The following is a 19,810-nucleotide window of genomic DNA, read 5'->3' on the forward strand; positions in this document are numbered from 1 at the left end:
AGGGCATGATCCGGGCATCAATCGGCATTCGGGCGGAACGCTTCGTGTCGTGCGCACGCCACTTTTCGTCGCCAGTCGGTTGAACCGGACCCGGCAGTCCCGTTAATTGATTACAAAGCATGACTGGGACATAGTGGGGTCTATGGCACTGGGACGGATAGCGCGGCTGGGGGCCGCAATTGCGCTCGGATTGACGGGCATTTCATCGGCACACGCTGCCGAGAGCAACGAGTTCAACCAGCTTTTCGACGCGATGCTGGGCACCGAAGTGCGCAAGCCGCAAAGCTTCGATGCGCGGTACGATTCCCCTCTTTCGAAAACCGTCGCGCAGATTGCCGACGGCTCGGCCGGGCGCATCGGCGTCTACGCGGTCGACCTTGCAACGGGTCGCGAAGTTTCGGTGCTGGGCGATCAGCGCTTCCCCATGGCATCGACGAGCAAGATCGCGATCGCCGCCACTTTCCTCGAAGGCGTCGAGAAGGGGCGCTGGAGCCTGACCAGCGAGTTCCCGCTGATGGTGCCGGTCGCTTCGCCACGCTTCTCCTCGAGCAAGGCGCCCGTGCGCCCGGGCCAGTACATGAAGGCGATCGACCTGATCGAAATTATGATCACCCGGTCGAGCAATCCCGCGACCGACGCGCTGCTCGCGGTCGTCGGCGGTCCCGCCGCGGTGAACAACTGGGCCAGCCGCAACGGCATCAGCGATTTCAACATCACTCGCGACATCGCGACGCTCGTGCGTGACGACGGCGAGGTCGATCCCGCCCAGCGCATCGACGTGCGCGACAGCGCGACGCCGCAGGCGATGGTCCAGCTGCTCGCCGGTCTCTACCAGGGCAAGTTCCTCAAGGAATCGAGCCGCAACGTCATCCTCGGGGCCATGGAGCGCTGCCGTACCGGCACCCGGCGGATCCCGGGCATGCTGCCCGATGGCGCGCGCGTCGCGCACAAGACGGGTACCCTGTCAAACACCGCCAGCGATATCGGCATCATCCATACGCCAGACGGGCGCGCGATCGCTGTCGCGATCTACGTGACCGGCCAGGGCTCCAAGCCGGCGCGCGACGCGAAGATCGCAAGCATCGCGCGGGCGCTCTACGATGGATACCAGCAGGCTCCCGCAAGGGCCTACGCCAACGCCACTTACTGAGAGCGCTTCAGCGCCTCGGCCATCCGTTCGGCTGCGGCTGTGTAGACGCGCGCCTTGAGCGCTTCGGTCCGCGCTGCCCCGGCGGCCACAGGAGTGCCGGCATCGAAAGGCGGATGCGGATCGTATTCCAGAGAGAGCTGGATCGCTTTGGCCCAGTCCTCTCCCGCCTCGCGCGCGATCAGAGTGAGTGCGAAGTCGATCCCGGCGGTCACCCCTCCCGCGGTGATCGTCTGGCCATCCTCGACCACCCGACCCGGTTCATGCATTGCGCCGACGCGCTCCAGGAGGTGGGCGTAGGCCCAGTGCGTCGTCGCGCGCTTGCCCTCGAGCAAACCCGCGCGTCCGAGCAGGAAGGCCCCGGTACAGACGCTCGTCACCCATTTGGCGCCCGCCGCCTGGCGCCTTATGAAATCGATCGTTTCATTGCATTCGAGGGCGTCGGCCACCCCGTGACCACCAGGCACGCAGAGGATGTCGGCCTGCGGCGTATCGGCGAAGGCAGCAGCGGGCACGAGTGCGAACCCGCAGTCGGTACGCACCGCATCGGCAGACGGCGCAGCGACAATGGTGGTGGATCCCGGAAGGCGCGAGAGAAACTGCGCCGGCCCGGTCATGTCGAGCTGGGTCACGCCGGGAAACAGGACGAAGACGATCCGGGTCATGCGCGCGGGCTACGCGCATTCGGCGCAAACGAAAAGGGCGGCGCCTTGCGGCACCGCCCTTCCGAAAGATTCGCTGGACGCGAAGGCTCAGTCGGCCTTGGCTTCGGCAGCGGTCTCGTCCTGCATTTCGCCTTCGGCGGCAGCAGCAGCTTCGGTGGTCGCGGCAGCGGCGTCACCAGCAGCTTCGGCGGTCGCGTCGGCAGCGCCATCGACGGCTTCGCCAGCGGCGTCGGCGTTGGCTTCAGCGTCGGCCATCGCGGCGTCGGCGGTCTCAGCGGCGGCGTCTTCGGTCTTTTCCGAGCAAGCCGAGAGGGTCAGGGCGGCGGCGCCAGCGGCGGCGGCGAGGATGATCTTACGCATAGTTCGTTGTTCCTTGAACAGCGGTTTCAAAAGCCCGGCGAAACCGCCGTGCCCTCCCCAAATAATGGCGACTTTGTGGCACTGCAAGCCGATTCGCACATTTTCGCCGAATTTTCGCCGCAAATCGCCATGAAGTTGCCGGATTTCCGCCATTTTTCGGCGATCGGCGAAAGCGGCTGACCATCCTGTTCGCGGCTGCTAGCAGGGCAGCGATGGCAGACAAGCAGCATCTCTACCTGGTCGACGGATCGGCCTATATCTTCCGCGCCTACCACCGGCTTCCGCCGCTCACCAACCCGGCCGGGACGCCGGTAGGTGCCGTGTATGGCTACACTACGATGCTGTGGAAGCTGGCCGACGATCTCGACAAGGCGGACGGACCGACCCACCTCGCGGTGATTCTCGACAAGGGCTCGACCAGCTTCCGCAACGCGCTTTACGACCAGTACAAGGCCAATCGACCGGACCCGCCCGAGGATCTCGTCCCGCAGTTCCCGCTGATCCGCGACGCGACCCGCGCTTTCAGCCTGCCGTGCATCGAGGAAGACGACCTCGAGGCGGACGATCTCATCGCCAGCTATGCTCGCGAAGCGACGCGGCGCGGGTGGGACGTGACCATCGTCTCCAGCGACAAGGACCTCATGCAGCTCGTCGGCAAATGCGGCGAAGGTGGCGGCTGCGTCGACATGCTCGACACGATGAAGAACCAGCGGATCGGCATCCCCGAGGTGGTCGAGAAGTTCGGGGTTCCGCCAGAACTGGTCGGCGACGTCCTCGCCCTGATGGGCGACAGCGTGGACAACATTCCCGGAATCTACGGAGTGGGACCGAAAACCGCCACCAAGCTGATCCAGGAATACGGCAACCTCACCGCCGCGCTCGACGCGGCGCCTTCGATGAAGCCTTCGAAGCTTCAGGAGCGCCTGGTCGAAGGTCGCGAGATGGCCGAACTGTCGCGCGTGCTCGTCCAGCTGAAGGAAGACTGCGCGCTTCCCATTCCGCTCGACGAGATGAAACTCGACGGCGTGCCTCCCGGGCCGCTCGCCGCGTTTCTGTCAGAGCACGGGTTCACCAGCCTGCTGAAGCGCCTCGACGCGGGGCGGGGCAGCCCCGATCGCCCGACCCAGCTGAACCCCGCGAAGCCGCAGACCGCCGGAGCAGCGGCGAGTGCATCCGGCAATCGCCAGCCGCCGCCCGAGATGCCTCCCTTCGATCGCTCGACTTACGAGTGCGTGACGACGATGGAGCGGCTTGAGCACTGGATCGAGCGAGCCTTTGCCGCGCGATTGGTCGCGATCGACACCGAGACGAGCAGCCTCGATGCGATGCGCGCCGAGCTCGCCGGCATCAGTCTTGCGCTGGGTCCCAACGACGCCTGCTACATTCCGCTGGGGCACATTGTCACCGATGGCGGCGGCGCCGACATGTTCGCCGAGAAGCCGCAGCAGGTCGAGCGGCAGGCCGCCTATGCAGCCCTGAAGCCGCTGCTGGAGAGAGACGCCGTTCTCAAGGTCGGCCAGAACATCAAGTACGACCTCAACATCCTGACGCGCTGTGCCGGAATCGAAGTCGCCCCCATCGACGACACGATGATCCTCAGCTTCGCGCTCGATGCCGGACGGAGCCTCGACGGGATCGGCGGCGGTCACGGCATGGACGAACTGAGCGAGCGCCACCTCGGCCACACGACGCTCGCCTTCAAGGACATCTGCGGCACCGGCAAGAAGGCGATTCCCTTCGGCGAGGTCCCGCTCGACCGCGCCACCGAATATGCCGCCGAGGACGCGGACGTGACCTGGCGGCTCTACACCACGCTCAAGCCCCGCCTTGCCGTCGAAGGCGGGACACAGGTCTATGAGCGGGTCGACCGGCCTTTGATCCCGGTCGTTGCGCAGATGGAGCGGGATGGGATCAAGGTCGACCGGCAGCGCCTCGCCAGGCTGAGTGATGAATTCGCCACCGAGATCGCCCGCATCGAAGATGAAATATACAACGATGCGGGGATGAAATTCACCATCGGCAGCCCGAAACAACTCGGCGACGTCCTGTTCGACAAGCTCGGCTACAAGGGCGGGCGCAAAGGCAAGAGCGGGCAGTATTCGACCAACCAGGCGATCCTCGAAGGGCTCGCCGCGCAAGGCGCAGAAGTGGCGACCAAGGTCCTCGAATGGCGCCAACTCACCAAGCTCAAGTCGACATATACCGATGCCCTGCAGGCGGCGATCAATCCCGATACTGGCCGGGTCCACACCAGCTACAGTCTCGTCGGGGCGCAGACCGGGCGCCTCTCATCGACCGATCCCAACCTGCAGAACATCCCCATCCGCACCGAGATCGGCCGCCAGATCCGCGAAGCGTTCGTCGCGGAAGAAGGCAACGTCCTGCTCGCGGCCGACTATTCGCAGATCGAATTGCGGCTCGCCGCGCACATGGCCGACGTCCCGCAGCTGAAGGACGCTTTCGCGCAGGGCGAGGACATCCACGCCCGCACCGCCATGGAGATGTTCGGGACCGTCGATCGTGACACCCGCGCGCGCGCCAAGACGGTGAACTTCGCGATCTTGTACGGCATCAGCCGCTGGGGCCTTGCCGGTCGCCTCGGGATGGAAGCCGACGAAGCACAGGCGATCATCGACACCTATTTCCAGCGCTTCCCGGGCATCCAGAGCTACATCCACACCACGCTCGAGAGCGTGCGTGAGAAAGGGTATTCGGAGACGCTGTTCGGTAGGAAGACATGGTTCCCTCGGATCAAGTCGGGCAACCAGGCCGAGCGCCAGGGCAGCGAGCGCGCCGCGATCAACGCTCCGATCCAAGGGACCAGCGCCGACATCATCAAGCGCGCGATGGCGCGAATGATGCCCGCGCTCGAGGCCGCCGGGCTGGGGCATGTCCGGATGCTGCTCCAAGTGCACGACGAGCTTGTGTTCGAATTGCCCGAACGCGACGTCGCCGCCGCCTCGCTTGTCATAGAGCGGGTGATGGCCGAGGCATCGCTTCCCGCCGTTGCGCTCGATGTACCTCTCGGGATCGAGATCGGGTTCGGACCAAGCTGGGGCACAGCCCATTGATACAATGAGCTTTTTACGATCAAACTTAACTTGTGCGCCGCCCTCTTCAGGCGTATCTGCCGGTCGTGACCGAGGAGACTGACACTCCATCGCGCCAACCGGCGACATTCTACCTGCCTCGCACGCGCGGCGGCTGGAGCTCGCTGGGCGTCTTCGTGGTCATCGCTGCGGCCCTGATCGGCGCCATTTTCCTGATCTTCACGACGATCGAGGCCGAGCGCAGCGAACGCGCGCAGGTCTTCAAGACCAACGAAATCATGCTGGAACTGCGCAACATCAGTCGGGCCGCGATCAACGCCGAGACGGGCCAGCGCGGCTACCTGATCACGCTGGACCGTCGATACCTCCAGCCGTACCACCTCGGCCGGGAGCAGTACCGACCGGCAGTCCCGCGCCTGCGGGCGTTGCTGGGCGACTCCATGACGGTCCGCCAACGCGAGCTCGTCGACGAGATCGAAACGCTCGCCGACGCCAAGTTTGCCGAACTGGCCGGTTCAGTCAGGATGATCGAGCAGGGCGATCTCCTGAGCGCACGTCAATTGATGCTGACCGACGAGGGTCAAGAGGTCATGGAGCGCCTGCGGCTCGCGGTTCGCGAAATGGAAGAGATAGAGCGCGATATCCTGCTGGACGCGACCGAGGAAACCGCGCGCGCCGAGGGTCGCGTCGTTCCCCTCCTGCTCGCCCTGCTCGCCATCGTCCTCGTCACCCTCTGGCTGGGACTGCGCCTTTCGCTGCGCGCCGCTCGGGCGGAAGTCGAAGCCGCGCAGGCGAACGCGCTTGCGGAGGCCCGCGACCGCGCGGACCTGCTCGCCCGTGAACTGAACCACCGCGTCAAGAATCTCTTCGCGGTCATCCTCGCGATCGTGCGGATGAGCGCGCGCGACAATCCCGAAGCCAAGCCGGTTGTGGACCGGATTGCCGAACGGATCCATGCGCTGCTGACCGCGCACGAGGTTACGCAGGGAACGCTGGAAACTCCCGTGGCCTCGCTCCGGTCGCTCGTCGAGACGACGGTGCGCCCCTACCTCACGTCGACGCGCACGATCGAGCTCGACGGGCCGGAGGTCGACCTACCCGCCAAGCAGGTGACCCCCCTCGGCCTCGTGCTGCACGAACTGACCACCAATGCGGTGAAATACGGCTGCTGGCAGCATGGCGGAACCCTGGCGGTCCAGTGGCGGCACGTGGACGAGATGATCGAGATCGAGTGGCGCGAACACTGCCCCGGCGAAGGTGTTGAGCCCGAACGCCAGGGCTTTGGCAGCCTTCTGATGACTGGCGCGGCCAAGCAACTGCGCGGCAGTATCGACCGGACCTTTACCAAGGACGGAGTGCGCGTGAAGATCAAGCTGCCCGCCACCTGACCACACGGCTTGCCAGCGCTTCGGAGGAGCCATAGGGCGCACCTCCATGTTCAGTGATCTAGACTTCAGCGAACTCGATCCTTCCCGCTACACTATCGACTGGTCTGCATTGGCGCACGCCGCCATCTATGGGCTGGGTGCGGTACTGCTGGCAGTCGTGCTTCACCGAACGGTCTTCGCCATAGCCCGCCGGCTCGCCGCGCGAACCGAAACCGAAGTCGATGGAATGGTGGTCGAGCAGCTTCGCCGTCCGACCCGCTGGGCGGCGATCGCGATCGGTCTCACGCTCGCTGCCCAGGGAGATGCGGCGATCGCGGCGGCTTGGCACTCGGTCGCCCGCTTCGTGGTCCCGGCGCTCGTCGGATGGATCGCATTCACCCTGGTGAAGGCGTTCGCTGCCGCGCTCGAATACCGAGCGGAACTGTCGACCGACCTCGCAGCGGCGCGCAGCCGCCGCACACGCGTCGCCATCCTCTCGCGCACCGCCACTTTCGCGATCGTGTTCGTGACGGTCGGGCTGATGCTGTTCCAGCTTCCCGGCGTCAGCGAAGTAGGCGCGACCCTGCTTGCGTCGGCCGGTCTCGCCGCGCTGGCAGTGGGTGCCGCGGCCCAGCCGGCGCTCAAGTCCCTGATCGCAGGGCTGCAGATGGCGATTACCGAGCCGCTGCGTCTGGGCGACATGGTCGTCATCGATGGCCATACCGGCCGGGTCGAGGAAATCCGCATGAGCTTCGTCGTCGTGCGGATGTGGGATGAGCGGGCGGCAATCGTGCCCACGTCGCGATTCCTCGACAACACCTTCGAGAACTGGTCGCGGGCGAGCGAAGTTCTGACCGGGCCGGTCTTCCTGCACCTAGCCCCCGAAGCCCAGGTCGGGCCGATCCGGGGCGAATTCGAACGCTTCGTGGCCGAACAACCGCAATGGGATCGCCGCACGGCGAGCGCCCTGATGACCGAGGCGCGCGCGGGTTCGATCGAGCTTCGCCTGGCGATGAGCGCGGCGACGATAGCCGAGCTGTTCGAACTGCGCTGCGCGGTGCGCGAGCACATGCTCGATTGGCTGCGCCGCGAGCAACCCGAAGCGCTGCTGCATGCCGCCGTCGCAGCGGACGGCGGGGCGGCCTAGCCCCTAGTCGTCCTTCTTGCTGTCCACCGACGCCGGCGCGTGCTTGTGCTCGCGCTTGGGCGTGAGCATGCCTTCGCTCACGAAGCCAATCCCGGTCGCGGCCTCGACGACGCGCTTCTTCAACTCGCCGCGCATCTTCTTGTACTCTTCTTCCATCGCCGGAGTGACGGTGGCACGCGAATCCTTGAGGGCGTCGGCGAAGTCGGCCGCGGTTACGGACTCGACCTCGCCTCCCACGCGGCGCAACGCGGTAAGGCCGGCGCGGCGGACGACATCTTCAAGATCGGCACCGGTGAAGCGCTCGGTATCGGCGGCCACCCCTCCCAGATCGACGTCGTCGGCAAGCGGCATATTGCGCGTGTGGATGTTCAGAATCATCTCACGGCCGCCTTTGTCGGGGGTTCCGACATAGACAAGCTCGTCGAATCGTCCCGGGCGCAAGAGCGCCGGATCGACCAGCGTGGGACGGTTGGTGGCCCCGATCACGACGACCGACTGCAGCTCCTCGAGCCCGTCCATCTCGGCAAGGATCGTATTGACGACGCGTCCAGTCACCTGGGGCTCGCCCTGGCCGGACCCTCTGGCTGGCACAAGACTGTCGATTTCGTCGATGAAAAGCACGCACGGCGCGACGGCGCGGGCGCGCTGGAACAGCCGGGCGATCTGCTGCTCGCTCTCGCCATACCATTTGCTGAGGAGATCGGAGCTCTTCAGCGAAATGAAATTCGCTTCCGATTCCTTGGCGACTGCCTTGGCCAACAGGGTCTTGCCGGTGCCCGGAGGGCCATAGAGCAGGAAGCCCTTGGCCGGCCGGATGCCGAGCCTTCTGAAGGCATCGGGGTTCTTGAGCGGCAGCTCGATCCCTTCCTTCAGCGAGTCGATCGCTTCGGCCATGCCGCCGATATCGCTCCACGAGACGTTGGGGACCTGCACCATCACCTCGCGCATAGCGCTGGGCTGGACGCGCTTGAGGGCTTCGAGGAAGTCCTCGCGCCCGACATAGAGCTCCTCAAGCACTTCCGCCGGCACTTCGCGCGCGTCGAGATCGAGCTTGGGCATGATCCGCCGCACCGCCTCGATCGCCGCCTCGCGCGCGAGCGCCGCAATGTCCGCGCCGACGAAACCATGCGTGGTCCGAGCCAGTTCGTCGAGGTCGACCTTGTCGCCGAGGGGCATGCCGCGGGTGTGGATCGAGAGTATCTCGCGGCGGCCTTTCTCGTCGGGCACGCCGATCACGATCTCGCGGTCGAACCGGCCCGGACGGCGCAGCGCCTCGTCGATTGCATCGGGGCGATTGGTCGCCGCGATGACCACGATGTTCGAACGCGCCTCGAGGCCGTCCATCAGGGTCAGGAGCTGGGCGACGAGGCGCTTCTCGGCCTCGCCGGGAACCTGGCTCCGCTTCGGCGCGATGGAATCGATTTCGTCGATGAAAATGATCGCGGGTGAGTTCTTCGCCGCCTCCTCGAACACCTCGCGCAGGCGCTTTTCGCTCTCGCCATAGGCCGAACCCATGATCTCGGGCCCGTTTATGGTGATGAAGTGCGCGTCGCTCTCACTGGCGACGGCCTGGGCGAGCCGCGTCTTGCCCGTTCCCGGCGGGCCGTGGAGCAGCACGCCCTTCGGCGGGTCGACTCCCAGCCGCGTGAACAGTTCGGGATAGCGCAGCGGCAGCTCGACCATCTCGCGCAGCTGCTGGATCGTGTCGCCGATGCCGCCGACGTCGTCGTAGTTGACCACGGCGCGCCCGTCGCGCGGCTCCTCGAATTCAGCCCGCAGCTCGACCTCGGTGTTCTCGTCGATATGGACGATGCCCTTGGGCGAAGTCGAGACGACCGAAAGCCTGATCTGGGTGAGGGCATAGGCCGGCGCATTGAACATCCTGCGCACATCGGGCGGCATGTTCTGAACCGGTTGCTGGCCGGTCGTGGCGACCACGTCGCCCGCGACGAGGGGTTTGCCGAAGAAATTGCGCTGCAGTGCCTGCGTCGGTCCCTGGAGGCGCATCTCGCGCTGGGCCGGAGCGAAGACGACGCGCGTCGCGGGGCGCGACTGGGCGGCGCGGATGATCACGTGTTCGCCCGACCCGATCTCCGCATTGCCGCGCTGGAGCCCGTCGAGGCGCACGACCTCGAGCGACTGATCCTCGTCGTAGGCGGGCGCGGCGATCGCCGCAGTAGTCCGCTTGCCCGCGATCTCGACTACGTCGCCTTCGGTAATTCCAAGCTGCTGGAAAGCGGAGCGCGGCATGCGCGCGATGCCCTGGCCGCTCTCCTCCTGCCGTGCTGCTGCAACCTGCAGGCGGATGGTTCTTTCGTCCGTCGCCGCGATGGCGTCCGTGTCGGCCATTTCTGGGCCCCTTCCTCGTCGCTTCCGTCTCGATTCCCCCCTCAGCTAGGAAGCGGTCATCGCTTTGCCAATGAACGGGCGGCGATTCCGTGCCGAGCGGCCACCCGGAAAGCGGACAAAAAAAGGCCCGGTGGGAAAACCCGCCGGGCCTTGGAAGTCTTGGGAGAGGATGCCTGAAAGGCAGGTCGGAATATGTTGCGCTGCAGCGCATTGTGCAAGTGCGAAAAGGACATTCTCTGTGCCGTTTTTTGCAAGTCGCCGAAAAAGTGCCGGGCATGGCAGTCACATGACCAACCTGTGACGTCAGTGCGACCGTTCGCGGTTGATGACACTGGCATTGGCGCCCGCTAGAGACTCCGCCCGATGAACAAGATCTACCCCAGCGCCGCCGCCGCGCTTGACGGCATCCTGAAGAACGACATGCTCATCGCCAGCGGCGGCTTCGGCCTCTGCGGCATCCCCGAGCGCCTGCTAGACGCGATCCGCGACAGCGGCGTCACCGGCCTGACATTCGCCAGCAACAACGCCGGCATCGACAACGAGGGCATCGGCAAGCTGCTGCGCACCACGCAGGTGAAGAAGATGATCTCGTCCTACGTCGGCGAGAACAAGGAGTTCGAGCGCCAGTACCTGGCAGGCGAGCTCGAGGTCGAATTTTGCCCTCAGGGCACCCTCGCCGAGCGCATGCGGGCCGGCGGTGCGGGCATTCCCGGATTCTACACGAAAACCGGCGTCGGCACCAAGGTCGCGGAGGGGAAGGAGAGCAAGATCTTCGACGGCGAGGAATACATCCTCGAGCGGGGAATCTTCGCCGACCTGTCGATCGTCAAGGCGTGGAAGGCCGACGAGACCGGCAACCTCGTATTCCGCAAGACCGCGCGAAACTTCAACCAGCCGGCCGCGACCTGCGGGAAGGTGTGCGTCGTGGAGGTCGAAGAGATCGTCCCCGTCGGCAGTCTCGATCCCGATTGCATCCACTTGCCCGGGGTCTACGTGCAACGGATGATCGTCGGCGCGCCCTACGACAAGAAGATCGAGTTTCGTACAGTCCGTGAACGGGAAGCCGCGTGAACCTTCGCACGCCGACCGGGTCGATCATGGGAGAATGAGGCGCATGCGGGACAAACTAGCCCTGGCGACGGCGCTGCTGGCGGCCACTACCTTGTCGGGCTGCGTGGCTGCGGCGCTGCCGGTGCTCGCAGCCGGAGGAATCGCGAAGACGCGGATGGACGGAGACGAGCCGGCGAGGAACCGGCCGGCAGTCGTCCTCCCCGCGGAGCCGCGCCCTGTCGAGATCGCCTCTGCTCCGGCCCAGGCGCAGCCGCTTCCCGGAACGCTTCCAGCAACGGTCCGCGAAGCGACATTCGCGGACGGTTCGACGGTGACGGTGATCAATGCATTGCCCGCTGCCAGAATATCCGGGGAGGCGGCGGCACCAGTTGGTCGGACCTCCGCACAACCTGTGGTCCCGAGCGGGCAAGCCGTTGCCCCGAAAACCGATGCCCCGGCCGCCTCTCTGCCGAACGCCGCGGGAGTAAGGCTCACCAATCTCACCGAATTGCCCCCGCCTTCGTTCGCCCCCGTCGGTGGCGCTTCGGGCACGACCGCGACCGCCTTCGCGAAATTTGCCGTCCAGCAGGCAGCGATCCCCGTGGTCGGCGGCGAGCGCCGGTCGGCGGTCCTGGCGGATTCCGCAAGCATGGCGCCGGTTACGCGCGACTGCTCGATCCACCCCGCGGCGGTGCTGGTCGACCTCGATCCACAGACGGGCACGCTCGATCTGTCCCGACCGCTGCCGGCCGACCGCGAGCTTGTGGCCGGGCTGGCGGCCCTGCGCGCGGCGGATGTCGTGATCGGGTGGACGTCAAGCCGGACCGCCGACCAGGCGGGCGCTGTCCGCAAGGCCCTCCAGGCCTCCGGGCTCGACCCCGCTGGACGCGACCAGCTGGTGCTTCTTCGCTTTCCCGAAGAGCGCAAGCAGACCCGCCGCGACGACTTCGCCAAGGCGCACTGCGTCGTCGCGATCGCCGGCGACGCGCGCTCCGATTTCGACGAACTGTTCGAATACCTGCGCGAGCCGGCCGCCGCAGCGCCGCTCGAATCGCTGATCGGCGCGGGCTGGTTCCTGCTGCCCACTCCCCTGACCCCGAACTGAGGATCGAACGAGAATGCCCTGGACCCGTGACGACATGGCCGCCCGCGCCGCCCGCGAGCTGGAGGACGGCTACTACGTCAACCTCGGCATCGGTATCCCGACGCTGGTGGCAAACCACATTCCCGAAGGGATGCACGTAACGCTGCAAAGCGAGAACGGCATGCTCGGCATCGGGCCATTTCCGTATGACGACGAGGTCGATCCCGACCTCATCAACGCCGGCAAGCAGACGATCAGCGAGCTTCCGCACAGCGCCTATTTCGACAGCGCGGCGAGCTTTGCGATGATCCGCGGCGGGCACATCGACCTGACCGTGCTCGGCGCGATGGAAGTCGCCGAGAACGGCGACATCGCCAACTGGATGATCCCGGGCAAGATGATCAAGGGCATGGGCGGCGCGATGGACCTCGTCGCCGGCGTCAAGAAGATCATCGTGGTAATGGAGCACACCGCCAAGGACGGCAGCCCCAAGTTCATCCCGTCCTGCACTTTGCCGCTCACGGGTCGCAACGTGGTCGATATGGTGATCACCGACCTCGCCGTCTTCCAGCGCAAGGACCACGACAGCCCGTTCCGCCTGATCGAGCTCGCCCCCGGCGTGTCGGCGGAGGAAGTCGCCAGCAAGACGACGGCCCACTACGAGGAGTGAGACGATGACGTCTTACACCCTCATCACCGCCAACCGGAACTACTCCAGCTGGTCGCTGCGCCCCTGGGTGCTGATGAAGGCGCTCGGCATCCCATTTGAAGACCGGATCGAACCGTTCACCAAGCCCATGAACTACGACGAGTTCCGGCCTTTCTCCCCCACCGGGCAGGTCCCTGTCCTGATCGACGGCGACACGACCGTCTGGGATTCGCTCGGCATCACGCTCTACCTTGCCGACCGGCACGACGGCATCTGGCCGAGCGACGAAGCAGCGCGCGCTTTCGCGCAGGCCGCCGTTGCGGAAATGCACGGGGGGTTTGCCGCCCTGCGCAACGAATGCACCATGAACGTGGGCGTTCGCGTGGAGCCAAGGCCGCACAGCGCCGCGCTTACGCGCGACGTCGCACGCATCCGCGAAATTTTCGAGACCGCCCTCGACCGGTTCGGCGGCCCGTGGCTGGGCGGCGCGTCGTTCACCGCGCTCGACGCATTCTACGCGCCGGTGGCCTTTCGCGTGCGAACCTATGGTTTGGACGTCGGACACGGAAAGGCCTGGGTCGAACGCGTCATCGCGCATCCTGCGATGCAGGAATGGGAAGCGGCCGCGCTCGCCGAAAGCTGGCGCGAAGCGAGCCACGAGGAAGAACTTGCCGCGGCGGGGCGAATCATCGCAGACTATCGCGCATAGGCGAGCAAGCCTGACCAGGGAGAGGTGATGGACAATCGCGTCTGCGCGCTGACCGGCGCCGAGTTTCCCCTGTTCGCATTCAGCCACTGCCGCGACGTCGTCGCAGCGGTGAGCAAGGCGGGCGGCTTCGGGGTGCTGGGTGCGACCCGCTTCTCTCCCGAGCAGCTCGAGGAGGAGCTGGCCTGGATCGACGCCCATGTCGATGGAGCGCCATACGGGGTCGACGTGATCGTGCCCGAGACGATCGATCCGCGCGTCGCCGATCTGTCCGACAACGCCACGCGCGCCGCGGCGATCGATGCGAAGTACGCCGAATTCGCGGCGGACCTGCTTGCACGGTACGGGGTCGAAGCCAGTCGCAGCGTCACGCCCCTGCGCGAACGGATGGGCATCACTCCCGAGAATGGCATGGCGCTGATGGACGTGGCGTTTCGACATCCCATCCGCCTGATCGCCAACGCGCTCGGCATTGCGCCGCCCGCGATGATCGCCGAGGGCAAGAAGCGCGGCGTGGCCGTCGCTGCGCTCGTCGGTGCCAAGGAGCACGCGATCCGCCAGGCCGAAGCGGGTGTGGACATCATCGTCGCCCAGGGCGGCGAAGCGGGTGGACATTGCGGTGAGGTCTCGACGCTAGTCCTGATACCCGAGGTCGTTCGCGCGCTCGACCGCGCGGGCCACCGGACCCCGGTCCTGGCGGCTGGCGGAATCATGACGGGCGGCCAGATGGCGGCGATGATGGCGGCAGGCGCGCAAGGCGCCTGGACCGGCAGCGTCTGGCTGGCCACACCCGAAAGCGAGGCCAGCGAGGCCTTCCGCGAAAAGATGGTCACCGCCCGCAGCCGGGACACCGTCCGTTCACGCAGCCGGACCGGCAAGCCCGCACGCCAGCTCAAGACCGCATGGCACGAAGCGTGGGACGCTGACGACGGACCCGGCGCCTTGCCGATGCCGCTGATGGGCATGGTTTCCGAACCGGCGTTCGCGCGGATCGATCGGGCAGCCGAAGCGGGCAACGCCGAAGCGCGCGAGCTTGTGACCTATTTTGTCGGTCAGGGAGTGGGGCTGGTCGAGGACATCCGCCCCGCACGGGCGGTGGTCCAAGCCTTTCGCGAGGAATTCGTCGAGGCGGTCGAGCGGCTCTCCGGGGCGCTCGGCTGACCGGCATGAAACGCATGCGCAGCACGTCGCCGGGGCTCGCCCTGTTCCTTCTGACCGCGATCGGAACCATCGGTTTCGTCGATCGGATCGTGGTCAATGCGCTGGTCGAGCCGCTCAAGGCCGAATTCGACCTCAATGATGCACAGATCGGGCTGCTCGGTTTTGCCTATGCCGCGCTCAACATCACGCTGGGTGTCGTCATCGCCCGCCTTGCCGAAAGCCGTCGGCGGCTGACGTTCACGGCCATCGGAACGTTCCTCTGGTCGCTCGCTGCGACCGCGAGCGGCCTCGTCACCGGATGGTACCAGCTCCTCGCCATGCGCATCGCCGTCGGTGTCGGCGAAGCGGTCGGCCTGCCCGCGAACCAGTCGGTCGTGGCCGACTACTACCCGCCGCAGCGGCGCGCGTCGGCGATGTCGGTGCTCCTGCTGGCCCCTCCGGTGGGCGCGTTCATCGGCCTTGCCGGTGGTGGCTACATCGCGGAGATCTGGGGCTGGCGGTGGGCTTTCATCGTGACCGGCATTCCCGGACTGCTGCTCGCCGCGCTGGTCTGGGTGTTCGTCGCCGAACCCGGGCGCGGGACGCACGACGTGCAGGGCGACGATTCGGTGCCGGCGATCAAAGTGGTGTTACGCCGTCTTTGGAACGTAGCCAGCGCGCGGCACCTGGTGTTCGGCTCGTCGCTCGCCGCCCTCATGGGTTTCGGCCTGCTCGCCTTCATGCCGGCCCTGCTGAGCCGCCGTTTCGGGCTTTCGACGGGGGAAGCGGGCCTGACCACCGCGCTCATGGCGACCGTGCCTGCCGCACTTGCGATCGGGCTCGGCGGGTTCGTCGCGGACCGGCTCGCGCCCAAGTTTCCCCGGGTCTACGGCTGGCTTCCCGGCATCAGCCTGCTCTTGAGTTTTCCGGTGTATGGCTTCGCGGTCACCCGCGACGAGTTGTGGCAAGTGATCGCGTTGATCATGTTTTCGACGCTGCTGCAGTTCAATTATCTCGGGCTGACCACCGGCACCGTGGCGAACCTCGTGCACCATCGTTCGCGCGCAACGGTCAACGCGCTCACCAACGTGCTCGGCGGGCTCGCCGGGGGGATCGGGCCGCTGATGATCGGTGCCGGCAGCGACCGATTACTCGCCACGGGCTACGACACGGGCACCGCGCTCGCCCTTTCAATGGCGATCTGCAGCGCAATCTACCTGTGGGCGGGCGCGCACTACCTGTTTGCCGCGCGAACGATCGCCGGCGATCTTGCCGACGTACGCGAAGGCCGGATTTAGCTCGTCGCGGCCTTTAGGGCGTCGACCAGGTCGGTCTTTTCCCACGGGAAATCGTCGCCCGACGCCTTGCGTCCGAAGTGGCCATAGGCCGCGGTCTTGCGGTAGATCGGCTTGTTCAGCCCCAGGCCTTCGCGAATACCGCGCGGCGTGAGGCCGCCCAGCTTCTCGGCGGCGACGGCCTTGATCGCCTCTTCGAGCTTCTCGTCAGCGACGGTGCCCGTGCTGTGCGTGTCGACATAGAGCGAGAGCGGCTGCGACACGCCGATCGCATAGGCGATCTGGATCGTGCAGCGCCGCGCCAGGCCCGCCGCGACGACGTTCTTGGCAAGGTAGCGCGTGACGTAGGCGGCCGACCGGTCGACCTTCGTCGGGTCCTTGCCGCTGAACGCGCCGCCGCCATGTGGAGCGGCACCGCCATAGGTGTCGACGATGATCTTGCGGCCCGTGAGGCCCGCGTCGCCGTCGGGTCCGCCGATCTCGAACGAGCCGGTCGGATTGATGTGGTAGACCGTCTCGTTGGTAAGCAGCTCACGCGGGAGGACGTCGGCGACCACCCCGCGGACGTAGTTGTGCAGCTCGGCCTCCTTCGCACCCTCGTCGTAGCCCTTGGCGTGCTGGGTGGAGACGACAATGGCCGTGGCCGCGGCGGGCTTGCCGCCGGCGAAACGAAGGGTGACCTGGCTCTTGGCGTCGGGCTCGAGGAAAGCGGCCTTGCCGCTTTTGCGGTCGGCGGCCATCCGCTCGAGGATCTTGTGGCTGTAGTCGAGCGTGGCGGGCATCAGGTCGGGCGTCTCGTCGCACGCGAAACCGAACATGATCCCCTGGTCGCCTGCGCCCTCGTCCTTGTCGGCGCCCGCGTCGACACCCTGCGCGATGTGCGCCGACTGCGGGTGCAGGTTGTTGGAGAAGTCGAGCGTTTCCCAGTGGAACCCGTCCTGCTCGTACCCGATTTCGCGGACGACGCCGCGCACGGTGTCCTCGATTTCCTGTTCTACCCCGGGAGCCCAGTTGCCCTCGGTATCCATGATCCCTTCGCCGCGGATCTCCCCGGCGAGGACGACCTTCTGCGTGGTCGTCAGCGTTTCGCACGCGACGCGCGCATGCGGGTCCTTCGACAGGAACAGGTCCACGATCGCGTCGGAAATCTGGTCGGAGACCTTGTCCGGATGACCTTCGGATACGGATTCGGACGTGAACAGGAAGTCGGAACGCATGGCTGTAGGGACCCCGATATAAGGAAAGCTTTATGTGTGGATACGGGTGCGGCCTAGCCGCCCAGCCTTCGCCTGACAAGCAGCGAAAGCGCGATCATCAGGCCCGCCCATCCCAGCGAAAGGGGATTGCCGAACAGCGCGAACGGCGTCGGCGCGAGCGCGGGGGGAACCGCGGCATCGATGCGCCCGCCCTTGAAGCTCGTGGGAAGGTGCCCGCGGACGATCCCGCGGGCATCAATCACCGCGCTGATCCCGTTGACGGTCGCCCGCAGGACCGGAAGCCCTTCCTCGATCGCCCGCATGCGCGCCTGAGCGAGATGCTGCGGTGGCCCGAAGGCGCCGAACCATCCGTCGTTCGAAGGGTTGAAGATGTAGTCGGGCCGGTTCGACCGATCGACCACCTGCCCGGCAAAGACGATCTCGTAGCATATCTGCATCCCGGCGCGGCCATAGGCGCCAAGGTCGATCGTCCGCGGTCCGGGGCCGGGAATGAAGTCGATCGTTCCCGCCACCAGCCGCGTCGCGCCGAGCGGTTCGAGCAGCCACCGCAGCGCCAGGTACTCGCCGTAGGGAACGAGGTGCGCCTTGTAGTAGGACCCGGCGAACTCGCCCTCGTCGTCGAGGGCGGTGATGGCGTTGTACGCGCCGACCGCGCGCCCGCCCTCGACTTTCAGGTCGACCGCGCCGGTCAGCAACAGGCTGCCCTTGCCGATCGCCTGCGCGATCCGCTCGCGCGCGAACCCGGGATCGCCGCCCGCGGTCGTCGCCAGATAGTAGCGTTTGGGATACCCCGGCCGCAGGTAATCAGGGAGCCCCGATTCCGGCCACAGGACGAGCCGCTTCCCGGCGTCGCGGCGCGGTCCGGTAAGCGCTGACAGGGCCTGGAACTGATCCTCGTACTGGGCCGGATCGTCGAGGTCGCGCTGCTGGAAACCCGGCTGGATCAGCGTGACGCGCAACCCGCCCGGCTGTGCGGCCGGTCCAGGCAGGATCATGGCGACCCCCACCAGTCCAAGCACCGCCGCCGCCCTCAGCCACGCGCGTTTCGCAAGGAGGACAGCGATGCCCGCGCCGATGAGCGCCACGAGGCCCGACAGCGCATAGGTGCCGAGCCAGGGCAATAGCGCGGCAAGGCCCTGCCGGTCCCAGGCGCCCAGCACGACGAGACCGAGCGGATCCCATGCATATCCGGTGAAGACCCAGCTCCGCAGCCACTCGGCAAAGGCCCACGATCCGCCGAACGCGAAGGCCAGCGCCAGGGGCCGGGGACCGGCCAGCGCACGGGCAAGCCCGGCGGCAATCGCAGGATAGACCGCGAGGTAGAGCGACAGGAGCGGCACTGCGATCCAGCCGAGGAACGCGGGCATTTCCGACTGGTGGGTGAACGCGTCCGCGATCCAGTTGTTCGCGAAGGTGAAATGCGCGACCCCGAACAGCCAGCCGAGCCGCGCGGCATGCTTCCAGTCGCAGGCAGCGACGATCAGCGCGGCAAAGCCGGCAATGCCGAGCAGGGCCAGCGGCCACAGCCGAAGCGGCGGGAATCCACCTGCGGCGAGCACTCCGCACGCCAGCGCCCAGAGCCGCGGATGCGTCAGGGCGAGCGACCATGCGCGGGAAAGCCGTTCCTCCACCGCGCGCGCCCTTTCTATCCGATCAGCCGACGGCCTTCAGGCTCTCGTCGTTGCCGTCCGCGTCGTCGGCGGCGGGGCGACGGCGGCGCGGCGGAAGCTTGCGCTTGGGCTTTTCTTCCGGCTCGTCGTCGGTCGCAACGCTCGAGATCGATGGCGGCAGCGCCGCAACATCGATTTCGCCCGCATTATCGGCAAGCGTCTCGTCGCGGCCGTTGCCCCGGCGCCCGCGCGCACGGCGCGGTTCTTCCTGCGTATCGCGGCCGCGATTACGATCACGGTCCCGATTGCCGCGGGTGAACGGGTTCTCGTTCGGCGAGAACTCTTCGCCTTCGTCGCCCTCGTCGCCCTGCTCGGCATCGTCGCGCTGCGAACGACCGCCGTCGTCACGAAGGTCGCGCTCGTCGCGGCGGCCGCGACCGCGCTGGCGATCGCCGCCCCGGTCGTTCTGGCGCCCCTGCTGCTGGCGCGGCGCGTCGAAATCCTCTTCGTCGCCGTCGTCCTCGAACTGCTCGTCGCGACGTCCGCCACCGCGCTGCTCGTCCTGGCGCGCCTTGTTGTCAGCGATGACGCGGAAATAGTGGTCGGCGAACTGCAGGTAGTACTCGGCCTGCACCCGGTCGCCGTTGTGGGCGGCGTCCTGCGCAAGCTTCTTGTACTTGTCGAGCAGCTGCGGCGCGTTGCCGCGCGCCCGGCTGTCGATGCGATTCTGGTTGCCCCCGCCCTGCTGGCGGTTACCGCGACCGCGGCGGCGATTGTTGCGATTGTTATTCAAGGAAAAACGCTTCCTTCGTATGGAGGCGGCCCGATGATCTCCCTGATACCGGGTACCGCCGCATGACCCCTTTCGCCGCGGACCCACAGGGCGCGCGGTGCCCCATTTGCCCTGTCCAGCGGGGTTCGCACCCGGACGGCCTAGCAAATGTCGGAGCTAGACCCGGCCGGGAGGCATCATG

General features: G+C 66.6%; 16 protein-coding genes. 10 read left to right on the forward strand and 6 right to left on the reverse strand.

The window, feature by feature from the left end; translation table 11 throughout:
• The first annotated feature begins 142 nt into the window (after nt 1–142).
• A complete protein-coding gene (locus tag A6F68_RS00935) occupies nt 143–1,150 on the forward strand; it encodes a serine hydrolase (RefSeq protein WP_067675054.1) in 1,008 nt (335 codons plus the stop codon).
• On the opposite strand, the gene A6F68_RS00940 is transcribed toward A6F68_RS00935, so the two are convergent.
• Together A6F68_RS00940 and A6F68_RS15270 are read right to left on the reverse strand one after the other, a co-directional pair.
• The gene (locus A6F68_RS00940) at nt 1,144–1,812 is read right to left on the reverse strand and encodes a DJ-1/PfpI family protein (protein WP_067675057.1); all 669 of its coding nucleotides are present in this window, start codon (nt 1,810–1,812) and stop codon (nt 1,144–1,146) included. The genes A6F68_RS00935 and A6F68_RS00940 overlap by 7 nt on opposite strands.
• A gap of 87 nt (nt 1,813–1,899) precedes the next feature.
• Entirely contained in the window at nt 1,900–2,325 is a 426-nt protein-coding gene (locus A6F68_RS15270; RefSeq protein ID WP_232308173.1) for a hypothetical protein, read from the reverse strand.
• A gap of 59 nt (nt 2,326–2,384) precedes the next feature.
• On the opposite strand from A6F68_RS15270, the gene polA reads away from it, so the two are divergent.
• The 3 genes from polA (at nt 2,385) to A6F68_RS00960 (ending at nt 7,736) form a co-directional block, all read left to right on the forward strand.
• Nucleotides 2,385–5,243, forward strand: a complete 2,859-nt coding sequence (gene polA / locus A6F68_RS00950) for a DNA polymerase I (protein ID WP_067675063.1) — start codon at nt 2,385–2,387, stop codon at nt 5,241–5,243.
• A 65-nt stretch (nt 5,244–5,308) separates the two neighbouring features.
• A complete protein-coding gene (locus A6F68_RS00955; protein ID WP_157096601.1) occupies nt 5,309–6,610 on the forward strand; it encodes a sensor histidine kinase in 1,302 nt (433 codons plus the stop codon).
• Between the two features lie 46 nt (nt 6,611–6,656).
• Entirely contained in the window at nt 6,657–7,736 is a 1,080-nt protein-coding gene (locus A6F68_RS00960) for a mechanosensitive ion channel family protein (protein ID WP_067675066.1), read from the forward strand.
• Between the two features lie 3 nt (nt 7,737–7,739).
• Here the strand turns inward: A6F68_RS00960 and A6F68_RS00965 are convergent, their stop codons facing one another.
• A complete protein-coding gene (locus A6F68_RS00965) occupies nt 7,740–10,085 on the reverse strand; it encodes a CDC48 family AAA ATPase (RefSeq protein WP_067675069.1) in 2,346 nt (781 codons plus the stop codon).
• Nucleotides 10,086–10,448: 363 nt separating this feature from the next.
• Between A6F68_RS00965 and A6F68_RS00970 the strand changes: the two genes are divergently transcribed.
• Genes A6F68_RS00970 through A6F68_RS00995 form a run of 6 tightly spaced genes read left to right on the forward strand, consistent with a single transcriptional unit; the run spans nt 10,449 to nt 16,012 of the window.
• Complete coding sequence (locus A6F68_RS00970) at nt 10,449–11,156, forward strand: CoA transferase subunit A (protein WP_067675072.1); 708 nt, start codon at nt 10,449–10,451, stop codon at nt 11,154–11,156.
• Nucleotides 11,157–11,199: 43 nt separating this feature from the next.
• On the forward strand, nt 11,200–12,240 hold the full coding sequence (locus A6F68_RS00975) for a hypothetical protein (RefSeq protein ID WP_067675075.1): 1,041 nt from the start codon (nt 11,200–11,202) through the stop codon (nt 12,238–12,240).
• Between the two features lie 13 nt (nt 12,241–12,253).
• On the forward strand, nt 12,254–12,889 hold the full coding sequence (locus A6F68_RS00980; protein WP_067675079.1) for a CoA transferase subunit B: 636 nt from the start codon (nt 12,254–12,256) through the stop codon (nt 12,887–12,889).
• 4 nt (nt 12,890–12,893) lie between these two features.
• Nucleotides 12,894–13,577 (forward strand): glutathione S-transferase family protein, encoded by a 684-nt coding sequence (locus A6F68_RS00985; RefSeq protein ID WP_067675082.1) that lies wholly within the window; start codon nt 12,894–12,896, stop codon nt 13,575–13,577.
• Between the two features lie 27 nt (nt 13,578–13,604).
• Nucleotides 13,605–14,735 carry an NAD(P)H-dependent flavin oxidoreductase gene (locus tag A6F68_RS00990; RefSeq protein ID WP_067675085.1) on the forward strand — a complete coding sequence of 377 codons (1,131 nt, stop codon included), beginning with the start codon at nt 13,605–13,607 and terminating at the stop codon, nt 14,733–14,735.
• Between the two features lie 5 nt (nt 14,736–14,740).
• A complete protein-coding gene (locus A6F68_RS00995; RefSeq protein ID WP_084001485.1) occupies nt 14,741–16,012 on the forward strand; it encodes a spinster family MFS transporter in 1,272 nt (423 codons plus the stop codon).
• Here A6F68_RS00995 and metK read toward each other — a convergent pair.
• From metK to A6F68_RS01010, 3 genes are read right to left on the reverse strand one after another with little or no spacing between them, the layout of a single operon-like run.
• A complete protein-coding gene (metK, locus tag A6F68_RS01000) occupies nt 16,009–17,226 on the reverse strand; it encodes a methionine adenosyltransferase (protein WP_067675091.1) in 1,218 nt (405 codons plus the stop codon). The genes A6F68_RS00995 and metK overlap by 4 nt on opposite strands.
• Before the next feature lie 53 nt (nt 17,227–17,279).
• Nucleotides 17,280–18,857 carry an apolipoprotein N-acyltransferase gene (lnt, locus tag A6F68_RS01005; protein ID WP_067675094.1) on the reverse strand — a complete coding sequence of 526 codons (1,578 nt, stop codon included), beginning with the start codon at nt 18,855–18,857 and terminating at the stop codon, nt 17,280–17,282.
• 22 nt (nt 18,858–18,879) lie between these two features.
• Entirely contained in the window at nt 18,880–19,629 is a 750-nt protein-coding gene (locus A6F68_RS01010) for a DUF4167 domain-containing protein (protein ID WP_067675097.1), read from the reverse strand.
• Between the last annotated feature and the right edge of the window lie 181 nt (nt 19,630–19,810).

Source organism: Tsuneonella dongtanensis (assembly GCF_001698205.1).
GTDB classification, from domain to species: domain Bacteria; phylum Pseudomonadota; class Alphaproteobacteria; order Sphingomonadales; family Sphingomonadaceae; genus Tsuneonella; species Tsuneonella dongtanensis.

Coding starts and splice junctions, on each gene's coding strand:
- A6F68_RS00940 (WP_067675057.1), bottom strand. CDS start 1,812: ATGACCCGGATCGTCTTCGTCCTGTTTCCCGGCGTGACCCAGCTCGAC.
- polA (WP_067675063.1), top strand. CDS start 2,385: ATGGCAGACAAGCAGCATCTCTACCTGGTCGACGGATCGGCCTATATC.
- A6F68_RS00980 (WP_067675079.1), top strand. CDS start 12,254: ATGCCCTGGACCCGTGACGACATGGCCGCCCGCGCCGCCCGCGAGCTG.
- A6F68_RS00985 (WP_067675082.1), top strand. CDS start 12,894: ATGACGTCTTACACCCTCATCACCGCCAACCGGAACTACTCCAGCTGG.
- A6F68_RS00965 (WP_067675069.1), bottom strand. CDS start 10,085: ATGGCCGACACGGACGCCATCGCGGCGACGGACGAAAGAACCATCCGC.
- A6F68_RS00970 (WP_067675072.1), top strand. CDS start 10,449: ATGAACAAGATCTACCCCAGCGCCGCCGCCGCGCTTGACGGCATCCTG.
- metK (WP_067675091.1), bottom strand. CDS start 17,226: ATGCGTTCCGACTTCCTGTTCACGTCCGAATCCGTATCCGAAGGTCAT.
- A6F68_RS00935 (WP_067675054.1), top strand. CDS start 143: ATGGCACTGGGACGGATAGCGCGGCTGGGGGCCGCAATTGCGCTCGGA.
- A6F68_RS00975 (WP_067675075.1), top strand. CDS start 11,200: ATGCGGGACAAACTAGCCCTGGCGACGGCGCTGCTGGCGGCCACTACC.
- A6F68_RS15270 (WP_232308173.1), bottom strand. CDS start 2,325: ATGGCGGAAATCCGGCAACTTCATGGCGATTTGCGGCGAAAATTCGGC.
- A6F68_RS00960 (WP_067675066.1), top strand. CDS start 6,657: ATGTTCAGTGATCTAGACTTCAGCGAACTCGATCCTTCCCGCTACACT.
- A6F68_RS00990 (WP_067675085.1), top strand. CDS start 13,605: ATGGACAATCGCGTCTGCGCGCTGACCGGCGCCGAGTTTCCCCTGTTC.
- A6F68_RS00995 (WP_084001485.1), top strand. CDS start 14,741: ATGAAACGCATGCGCAGCACGTCGCCGGGGCTCGCCCTGTTCCTTCTG.